11 protein-coding genes are annotated in these 9028 nt (G+C 68.2%); 5 read left to right on the top strand and 6 right to left on the bottom strand.

Going from position 1 to position 9028, the window contains the following annotated elements; translation table 11 throughout:
* Window positions 1-125: 125 nt before the first annotated feature.
* On the top strand, window positions 126-1001 hold the full coding sequence (panB, locus tag V7Z54_RS06540) for a 3-methyl-2-oxobutanoate hydroxymethyltransferase (RefSeq protein ID WP_334135278.1): 876 nt from the start codon (window positions 126-128) through the stop codon (window positions 999-1001).
* 18 nt (window positions 1002-1019) lie between these two features.
* Entirely contained in the window at window positions 1020-1871 is an 852-nt protein-coding gene (gene panC / locus V7Z54_RS06535) for a pantoate--beta-alanine ligase (RefSeq protein WP_334135277.1), read from the top strand.
* An 11-nt stretch (window positions 1872-1882) separates the two neighbouring features.
* Here panC and V7Z54_RS06530 read toward each other — a convergent pair whose 3' ends face one another.
* The 4 genes from V7Z54_RS06530 to V7Z54_RS06515 form a co-directional block, all read right to left on the bottom strand.
* Window positions 1883-2914: an NAD(P)H-dependent glycerol-3-phosphate dehydrogenase gene (locus V7Z54_RS06530; RefSeq protein ID WP_334135275.1), complete on the bottom strand. Its 1032-nt coding sequence runs from the start codon at window positions 2912-2914 to the stop codon at window positions 1883-1885.
* A 40-nt stretch (window positions 2915-2954) separates the two neighbouring features.
* Window positions 2955-3422: a protein-export chaperone SecB gene (secB, locus tag V7Z54_RS06525; RefSeq protein ID WP_334135273.1), complete on the bottom strand. Its 468-nt coding sequence runs from the start codon at window positions 3420-3422 to the stop codon at window positions 2955-2957.
* A 277-nt stretch (window positions 3423-3699) separates the two neighbouring features.
* Window positions 3700-3960, bottom strand: a complete 261-nt coding sequence (gene grxC, locus V7Z54_RS06520) for a glutaredoxin 3 (protein ID WP_334135272.1) — start codon at window positions 3958-3960, stop codon at window positions 3700-3702.
* A gap of 5 nt (window positions 3961-3965) precedes the next feature.
* Window positions 3966-4376, bottom strand: a complete 411-nt coding sequence (locus V7Z54_RS06515; RefSeq protein ID WP_334135270.1) for a rhodanese-like domain-containing protein — start codon at window positions 4374-4376, stop codon at window positions 3966-3968.
* Window positions 4377-4535: 159 nt separating this feature from the next.
* On the opposite strand from V7Z54_RS06515, the gene gpmA reads away from it, so the two are divergent.
* The 3 genes from gpmA (at window position 4536) to V7Z54_RS06500 (ending at window position 7594) form a co-directional block, all read left to right on the top strand.
* A complete protein-coding gene (gene gpmA, locus V7Z54_RS06510; protein WP_334135268.1) occupies window positions 4536-5279 on the top strand; it encodes a 2,3-diphosphoglycerate-dependent phosphoglycerate mutase in 744 nt (247 codons plus the stop codon).
* Window positions 5280-5362: 83 nt separating this feature from the next.
* Window positions 5363-6823, top strand: a complete 1461-nt coding sequence (locus V7Z54_RS06505; RefSeq protein WP_334135265.1) for a S41 family peptidase — start codon at window positions 5363-5365, stop codon at window positions 6821-6823.
* A 12-nt stretch (window positions 6824-6835) separates the two neighbouring features.
* Window positions 6836-7594: a HesA/MoeB/ThiF family protein gene (locus V7Z54_RS06500; RefSeq protein ID WP_334135263.1), complete on the top strand. Its 759-nt coding sequence runs from the start codon at window positions 6836-6838 to the stop codon at window positions 7592-7594.
* A 232-nt stretch (window positions 7595-7826) separates the two neighbouring features.
* Here V7Z54_RS06500 and V7Z54_RS06495 read toward each other — a convergent pair whose 3' ends face one another.
* A complete protein-coding gene (locus tag V7Z54_RS06495; RefSeq protein ID WP_334135262.1) occupies window positions 7827-8252 on the bottom strand; it encodes a BLUF domain-containing protein in 426 nt (141 codons plus the stop codon).
* 12 nt (window positions 8253-8264) lie between these two features.
* Window positions 8265-8996 carry a GTP cyclohydrolase I gene (gene folE / locus V7Z54_RS06490; RefSeq protein ID WP_443082442.1) on the bottom strand — a complete coding sequence of 244 codons (732 nt, stop codon included), beginning with the start codon at window positions 8994-8996 and terminating at the stop codon, window positions 8265-8267.
* Window positions 8997-9028 lie beyond the last annotated feature (32 nt).

Genomic DNA, 9028 nt, shown 5'->3' with positions numbered 1-9028 from the left:
TGCTGCCTGAGCCGCCCCGCGCCCCGCAACACCGCGCTGCCTGCGACGCGCAAAGTCGACCGCCCGACACCCGCCGCCGGTGCCCACAGCATCGACTAGACTTGATCCCCCGGAGAACCCATACCATGATCGAAACCACGCCCGGCACCCCTTACGGCACCCTGCCCTCTGCGGCACCGCTGCCGCCGCGCAAGCCGGTCAGCCTGCCACGGCTGCAGGAGATGCGCGAACGCGGGGAAAAGATCGTCATGCTCACCGCCTACGACGCCACCTTCGCCGCGGTGGCTGACCAGGCCGGCGTCGACTGCCTGCTGGTGGGCGACTCGCTGGGCATGGTCTGCCAGGGCCGCCCCAGCACGGTGGGTGTGACGCTGCAGGACATGTGCTACCACACCGAGTGCGTGGTGCGCGGCGTGCGCCGCGTGCAGGGCACGGTGTGGATCATCGGCGACTTGCCGTTTGGCAGCTATCAGGAGTCGCGCGAGCAGGCCATGCGCAGCGCCGCCGCTCTCCTGCAGGCCGGCGCGCACATGGTCAAGCTGGAAGGCGGCGGCTGGACGATCGAGACCGTGCGCTTCCTGGTGGAGCGCGGCATCCCGGTGTGTGCACACCTGGGCCTGACACCGCAGACCGTGCACGCGCTGGGCGGCTACCGGGTGCAGGGCCGCACCGACGCACAGGCCCAGCAGCTGCGCCGCGACGCACTGGCCCTGCAGGACGCCGGCGCCACCATGCTGGTGCTGGAAATGGTCCCAGCCGCGCTGGCTGCCGACATCACCGCGCAGCTGCCGCGCTGCCACACCATCGGCATCGGCTCCGGAAGCGGCACCGCCGGGCAGGTGCTGGTCATGCACGACATGCTCGGCATCCATCTGGGCCGCACGCCGCGCTTCGTACACAACTTCATGCAGGGCGCCTCGGGCGTGCTCGACGCCATGAGCGCCTACGTGCGCGCGGTCAAGGAGGGGCGCTTCCCCGACGACGCGCGTCACGCCTGGTAACTCCTCACCTTTCCAGCCATGCAAGTCATCCGCACCATCGCGGCGCTGCGCGCCGCCCTCGCTCCCTACGACCGCCCGGCCTTTGTGCCGACCATGGGCAACCTGCACGCCGGCCACCTGGCGCTGGTGCGCCACGCGCGCACCCTGGGCGACGTGACCGTGGCCAGCATCTTCGTCAACCGGCTGCAATTTCTGCCGCACGAGGATTTCGACACCTATCCCCGCACCCTGGAGGCCGACTGCGAGCAGCTCGCCGCCACTGGCTGCGACATCGTCTTCGCCCCCGATGAGCGCGAGCTGTACCCGCAGCCGCAAACCTTCAAAGTGCACCCGCCCGCCGCACTGGCCGACATGCTGGAAGGGCACTTTCGCCCGGGCTTCTTCACCGGCGTGTGCACCGTCGTGATGAAGCTCTTTCAATGCGTGTTCGCCCAGGCCAAGGGCGAACGCCACGCCGTCTTCGGCAAGAAGGACTATCAGCAGCTGATGGTGATCCGGCACATGGTGCAGCAATTTGCGCTGCCGGTAACGATCCACGGGGTGCCCATCGAGCGGGCCGACGACGGACTGGCGTTGAGTTCGCGCAACGGCTATTTGTCGCCCGCCGAGCGCGCCGAAGCGCCGCAGCTGGTGCAGGCGCTGCGCACGCTGGCTGCCGGCGTGCTGGCCGGCGAGCACAATCTGGCGGCGCTGGAGCAGCACGCGATGCAGGCGCTGGCCGCACGCGGCTGGCAGCCCGACTATCTGACGGTGCGCCGGCGCGAGGACCTGCTGCCACCGCAGCCACACGAGCTGCAGCCTGGGCAACTGGTGGCACTGGGCGCCGCGCGGCTGGGGCGTACTCGCCTCATCGACAACTGGGAGTTCTGATTTACTCCGTCTTACTCCGTCACCGGATCGCGCGCCATCAGCCGTGCCAGCCCCGCGCGCGGCTGCAGCTCGCCATCCAGCAACGCCACCACCGCGTCGGTGATGGGCATGCGCACGCCCAGCGCGCGGGCGCGCAGCGCAACGGTGCGCGCGCTATAGACTCCTTCGGCCACATGCCCCAGCGATTCGACCGCCTGCGCCTGCGACAGGCCACGCGCCAGCATCAGACCAACCTTCCGGTTGCGGCTGAGGTCGCCAGTGGCAGTCAGCACCAGATCCCCGAGGCCTGACAGACCCATGAACGTCTCGGCGCGCGCGCCCAGCGCCACGCCCAGTCGGGTCATCTCGGCCAGACCGCGCGTGATCAGCGCCGCGCGCGCGTTGTGCCCCAGCGCCAGCCCGTCGCACAGGCCGGTGGCGATGGCCAGCACGTTCTTCACCGCGCCGCCCACCTCGACACCCACCACGTCATCATTGGCGTACAGGCGCAGCGCCGGCCCGTGCCAAGCCGCCACCAGCGCACGCCGTACTGCCTCGCTGCGGCTGGCCGCCACCAGCGCTGTGGGAAGGCCGGCAGCCACCTCCTGCGCAAAACTGGGGCCGCTAAGCACCCCGACCGCCAGGTGGGGCGCCACCTGGGCCGCCACCTCGTGCCCGAGCAGCCCCGAGGCACCCTCCGTCTGCGGCCGCTCGAACCCCTTACACAGCCACACGACCGGGGTATGCGCGCGCTGCAGCTGCGGCAACGCCTGCCCCAGCCAACCCAGCCACTGGCGCAGGGCGGCCATCGGCGTGGCCACCACCACCAGTTCGGCGCCGCGCAGCGCCGCCCGCAGCTGCGCCTCATCCCCCCCCGCGGCGCGCAGACCCGGCGGCCACGGGGCATCGGGCAAATACCGGAGGTTGCGGCGTTGCGCTTGCATCTGCGCCGCCTGCGCTGCGTCGCGCGCCCACAACAGCACCGGCTGGCGCTGGGCCGCCGCGATGGCCAGCGCCGTGCCCCACGCCCCGGCGCCGATGAACACCACTGCTTCGTCTGCCATGCGCTGGCACTGCCTTGGCCGTGCGCAAAGGCCGCGGCGCTCAGGCGGCAGCCGCGCCGTTGCCGCCTTCGGTGCTCTGCTGCTGCGCCAGCTGCTGCTCGTACATGGCCTGGAAGTTGATCTCGGCCAGATGCACCGGCGGAAAGCCCGCACGCTGGATCACGTCGGCCACGTTGGCGCGCAGGTAGGGATAGACGATCTGCGGGCACTGGATGCCCAGGATCTGCTGCAGCAACTCCTGCGGAATGTGGCGAATCTCGAAAATGCCGGCCTGCTTGCACTCGACCAGAAACACGGTGCGCTCACCGATCTTGGTGTGCACGGTGGCGGCCACCGCGATTTCGTATACCCCTTCGGCCAGCGCCTGCGCCTCCACGCCAAGCTGGATGTCCACGCTGGGCTGTGTCTGCTCCAGAAAAATGGCGGGGGAGTTTGGCTGCTCCAGCGACGCCTCTTTCAGATAGACGCGCTGGATATGGAACACGGGGGTGGCTTGGGTATCGGACATGATGGAGGAGGAACAGAGAGTCACAAACGAAACGCGGGCCAACACCGCGGCCCATGCCCGCTCACGCGAAGCGCTGCGCCATGCAAGCCAGCCCAGCACGGCAAGCCACAGCATGCCGCAGCGCTACACAGGTGGGAGCGAACGCCCGCGCTGCCCCCCCATTATGGCAGCCGCCCGCCCCCGTTTTACGGCGGCGTCAGCGGTGGATCCCGTCGCCCCCGTGTCGCCTCCCACGCGCGCCAGTGGCGTCTTGCGTCGTCAAACCGATGTCAAGCGCTTAGGTCGCACGCAGCAAGGGCTCCAGCCCGCCGCGGGCATCGAGCGCGTGCAAATCGTCGCAACCGCCGATGTGCTGGCCATTGATGAAAATCTGGGGCACACTGGTGCGGCCGGCGCGCTGCGCCATCGCGGCGCGCACGTCGGGGCGACCATCGACATTGATTTCTTCCCAGTCGGTGACGCCGCGCGCGCGCAGCAGCGCCTTGGCGCGGTGGCAGTAGGGACAGTAGTCGCTGCTGTAGATGAGCACGTGGGCCATGGCGGTTACCCCTTTTGCACCGGCAGGCTAGCCGCCCGCCACGCCACCAGCCCGCCGGCCAGTGACACCGCTCGCTCGTAGCCCAGCTTGCGCGCGATGCCTGCCGCGCGGCGCGAGCGCACGCCCGATGCGCACACCATCACCACCGGCACTGCCTTGTTCTTGACGGCCTGCGGCAGCTGCTGCTCCAGCTGCTCCAGCGGAATGTTGCGCGCGCCGCTGACGTGGCCGGCGGCGTACTCCTGCGGCGAGCAAACGTCGATCACCACCGCCTTGTCGCGGTTGATCAGCTGCACCGCATCGGCGGGCGAGACGCTGCCCGCGCCAGCGCCACCGGTCAGCGCCGGCCAGATCAGCATCGCGGCCGACCCCGCGGCCACCGCAATCAGCACCCAGTTCTCGATGATGAAATCCACGCTTGCGCCCTATGGTTGAACCTGTGATCAGAGACGATCTGCCCGCCGCGACCGGCATGGTGCTGCGCACCGCGCGCCAGTGCTGGCCTGAGCAGTAACCATCAGTATTCTAGAATGCACTGCTTTTCGATCCCTGCCCCCGGCTCACTCCCGCGCCCCATGCACAAGCTCGTCCTCATCCGTCACGGCGAATCGACCTGGAACCTGGAAAACCGCTTTACCGGCTGGACCGACGTCGACCTCACCCCCACCGGCGTGTCGCAGGCCATGTCGGCCGGGCGGCTGCTCAAGGCCGAAGGCTGGGACTTCGACCTGTGTTTCACCAGCGTGCTCAAGCGCGCCATCCACACGTTGTGGTATGTGCTGGACGAGATGGACCGCGTGTGGCTGCCCGTGGTCAAGGACTGGCGGCTCAATGAACGCCACTACGGCGCTCTGCAGGGCCTCAACAAGGCCGACATGGCCAAACAGTACGGCGAGGAGCAGGTGCTGATCTGGCGCCGCAGCTACGACATCCCGCCGCCGGCACTGGCGCCTGACGATCCGCGCGGCCAACGGCACGACCGCCGCTACGCCGCCCTGCCGCCGGAGCTTATTCCGCTGACCGAGTGCCTCAAGGACACGGTGGCGCGTGTGGTGCCGTACTGGGAAGAGGCGATCATGCCCGCGATGCGACGCGGCCAGCGCGTGCTCATCGCGGCGCATGGCAACTCCATCCGCGCGCTCATCAAGCACCTCGACGGCATCTCGGACGCCGACATCGTGCACCTGAACATCCCCAACGGCATCCCGCTGGTGTACGAGTTCGACGACGACCTGCGCCCGCTGCGCCGCTACTACTTGGGCGACGCGGCCGCGGCCGAGGCCGCCGCAGCGGCCGTGGCGCGCCAAGGCAAAGCCTGAGTGCACCGCGGGCACGCGCGCAACCCCAACTGCGCACGCGCTGTCTCCGGTGTATAGTGGGCTCGTAGCAAGGATCACAGGCCATGGGGCAGAAATGGAAGATCGCTGGGTGGTTGGCCATCGGCGCGCTGGCTGGCGCGCTGACCACCGTGCAGTTGCAGGCCATCGCGCGCGCTTCGCTGGCGCCATTGCCGCTGGAAGAACTGCAGCAGCTGGCAGCTGTATTCGGCATCATCAAAACCGACTACGTCGAGCCGGTCGATGAGAAAAAGCTCATCACCGACGCCATCGCCGGCATGGTGTCGTCGCTGGATCCGCACTCGCAATACTTCGACAAAAAAAGCTTCAAGGAATTTCGCGAGGGCACATCGGGCCGCTTCGTCGGCGTGGGCATCGAAATCACGATGGAAGACGGCCTGGTCAAGGTGGTCTCGCCGATCGAGGACTCGCCCGCGTTTCGCGCCGGACTGAAGGCTGGCGACCTCATCACCAAGATCGACGACACGCCGGTTAAAGGCCTGACCATCAACGACGCCGTCAAGCGCATGCGCGGCGAGCCCAACACCAAGGTCACGCTGACGATCTTCCGCCGCGATGAAAACCGCACCTTTGCGGTCACCATCACGCGCCAGGAGATCAAGACCGTCAGCGTCCGTGCCAAAGTGGTGGAGCCGGGCTACGCCTGGGTGCGCGTGTCGCAGTTCCAGGAGCGCACGCTGGAAGACTTCGCGCGCAAGGTGGAGGACATCGTCCGCGCCGAGCCCAACCTCAAGGGCTTGGTGCTGGACCTGCGCAACGACCCCGGCGGCCTGCTGGATGCCGCGGTGGGGCTGTCCGCGGCCTTCTTGCCCGAAGAGGCGGTGGTGGTGACCACCAACGGGCAGCTGGCCGAGAGCAAGGCCACCTACCGCGCCACCCCGCGCGACTACCTGCGCCGTGCCGCCAGCGACCCCATCGCGCGGCTGACCGCTCAGACCAACGGCCTGCTCAAGCGCATCCCGCTGGTGGTGCTGGTCAACGAAGGGTCGGCGTCGGCCAGCGAAATCGTGGCCGGCGCGCTGCAGGATCACCGGCGCGCCACCATCATGGGCAGCCAGACCTTCGGCAAAGGTTCGGTGCAGACGGTGCGGCCGCTGGGCCCCGACACCGCCATCAAGCTCACCACCGCGCGCTACTACACCCCCAGCGGCCGCTCCATCCAGGCCAAGGGCATCGTGCCCGACGTGTGGGTGGATGAGACGCCCGAAGGCAACCTGTTTGCGGCGCTGCGCACGCGCGAGGCCGACCTGGAAAAGCACCTGGGCATCAGCGGCCGCGAACTGACCGAAGCCGAAAAAGAAGCCGAACGCCAGCGTGAGCGTGAGCGCGAAGCCGCCCGCCAGCGGCTGGAGGAAGAGCAGCGCAAGAACCCCAGTGCGCGGCTGCTGCCCGAATTCGGCTCGGACAAGGACTGGCAGCTGCAGCAGGCACTCAACCACCTCAAAGGCCTGCCGGTGGTGGCCAGCAAGACCGCCACCGAGCGTCCGGCCAAGGCCGACAATTGACGCCCCGCGAGCATGACCGACGAGCAGCTGCTGCGCTACTCGCGCCACATCCTGCTGGACGAAATCGGCGTCGAGGGGCAGGAGCGGCTGCTGGCAGCGCACGCGGTGGTGGTCGGCGCGGGCGGGCTCGGCTCACCCGTGGCGCTGTATCTGGCCAGCGCCGGCGTGGGCCGCATCACCCTCATCGACCACGATACGGTGGACGCGACCAATCTGCAGCGCCAGATCGCGCACGACCTCTCGCGCGTCGGCCTACCCAAGGCTGAATCGGCGCAGGTGGCCATGCACGCCATCAACCCCGAGGTGTATGTGCAGCCGGTGCGGCAGCGTGCCGACGACGCGCTGCTCGATAGGCTGCTGCCCGGCGCCAGCGTGGTGCTCGACTGCAGCGACAACTTCGCCACCCGTCACGCCATCAACCGCGCCTCCGTGCGCCACGGCGTGCCGCTGGTGGCCGGTGCCGCTATCCGCTTCGACGGACAGCTGTCGGTGTTCGACCCGCGCGATCCGCACTCGCCCTGCTACGCCTGCCTGTTCCCCGCGGGGCAGGCGCCCGAGGAGGTGCGCTGCGCCACCATGGGGGTGTTTGCGCCGCTAGTGGGCATCATCGGCACCATGCAAGCGGCCGAAGCGCTCAAGCTGATCGTGGGCCTGGGCTCGCGCCTGGTGGGGCGGCTGCTGATGCTGGACGGGCGCGGCCTGGCGTTTACCGAGGTGGCGTTCGCTCGTCAGCCTGGCTGCCCGGTGTGCGACGCACGCGCGGCAGGCTGAGCGGCAGGGGCGCGCAGGCCGCCAACGAGGGCGAGGCTACGGCCCGTGGCTCGCCTGCAGCGGGCCGAGCGCGGGTGTGTTGTTGTGGTCACCGTGGCCGCCCTCTGCCTGCCCATGACTCGACACCCAGGTTGAGCGCTCCGGCGCCCGGGCTTCTTATGGTCCTGCGCCCGCAGACGGCTCACACACCCATCACCCTCGCCATCGAGCCCATTGCCCGTGCACGCGCCCCTTACGCCCGGCCAATGATGCTGGCCGTGGCCATCAGCTCCTCCAGCAGCGCCAGCGATACCCGGCCCGAGACGCTGTAGGGGTCGAACTCGGGGCGCTCGGAGTACTTCAGCACGATGGAGGTGTTGAGCTTGGCGAGGTTGACCTGTCCCATGGTCCAGCCACCGAAGCGCCGCTCACTGATCTCCTCGTACAGCAGCAACTCGACGTCGGTGTGGCGCGGGTCTTCGATGATCTGGCGGTACAACCGGTTGACCGCGCTGCGCCCGCCTTCGATCGCCTGCAGGTATACCCCGCCGCCGTAACACAGGATGCCCGTGATGCCGTTGTGCAGGTTGTGGTGGCGGGCAGACGTCAGGATGTCCTCAATGTCCTGCGCGGTATTGCCGGTGCGCGCGCGGCTGACATAGAGCAGTCGGACCAGCATCGTTGATCTCCCTCACTGCCCCTGACGCGGAATCAGCGACAGGAATTCGCGCCGCAGGTTGGCGTCCTTCAAGAAGACGCCTCGCATCACCGAGTTGATCATGCGGCTGTCCATGTCCTTGACGCCGCGCCACGCCATGCAGTAGTGCGTAGCCTCCATCACGATCGCCAGCCCGTCGGGCTGGGTCTTTTCCTGGATCAGGTCGGCCAGCTGCACCACCGCCTCTTCCTGGATCTGCGGACGCCCCATCACCCACTCGGCCAGGCGCGCGTACTTGCTCAGCCCGATAACGTTGGTGTGCTCGTTGGGCATGATGCCGATCCACAACCGACCGATCACCGGGCACAGGTGGTGACTGCAGGCGCTGCGCACCGTGATCGGTCCCACGATCATCAGCTCGTTCAGATGCTCGGCGTTGGGAAATTCCGTGATCGTCGGCGCCGGCACGTAGCGGCCACCGAACACCTCCTTCAGGTACATCTTGGCCACGCGACGCGCGGTGTTCTCGGTGTTGTGGTCGTTGGCGGTGTCGATCACCATCGCATCCAGCACCGCTTGTATCTTCTGCGTCACCTCGTCAAGCAGTTGCTCCAGCTCGCCCGGGCGGATGAAATCGGCGATGTTGTCGTTGGCGTGGAAGCGCTTGCGCGCGGCGCGCAGCCGCTCGCGTATGCGCACGGACACGGGCACCCCGTCGTCGTGGTGCGGGTCATCAGCCATGGTGGAAGCGTCGTTCATTGGCATCAGCATGGCCCATCCTAACATCGGCGCGTGAA

The sequence above is a fragment of the Tepidimonas sp. genome, from assembly GCF_036824975.1.
Classification (GTDB): domain Bacteria; phylum Pseudomonadota; class Gammaproteobacteria; order Burkholderiales; family Burkholderiaceae_C; genus Tepidimonas.
Note: the sequence above shows the minus strand (reverse complement) of the source record. Positions and strands in the feature narration are given on the sequence as shown.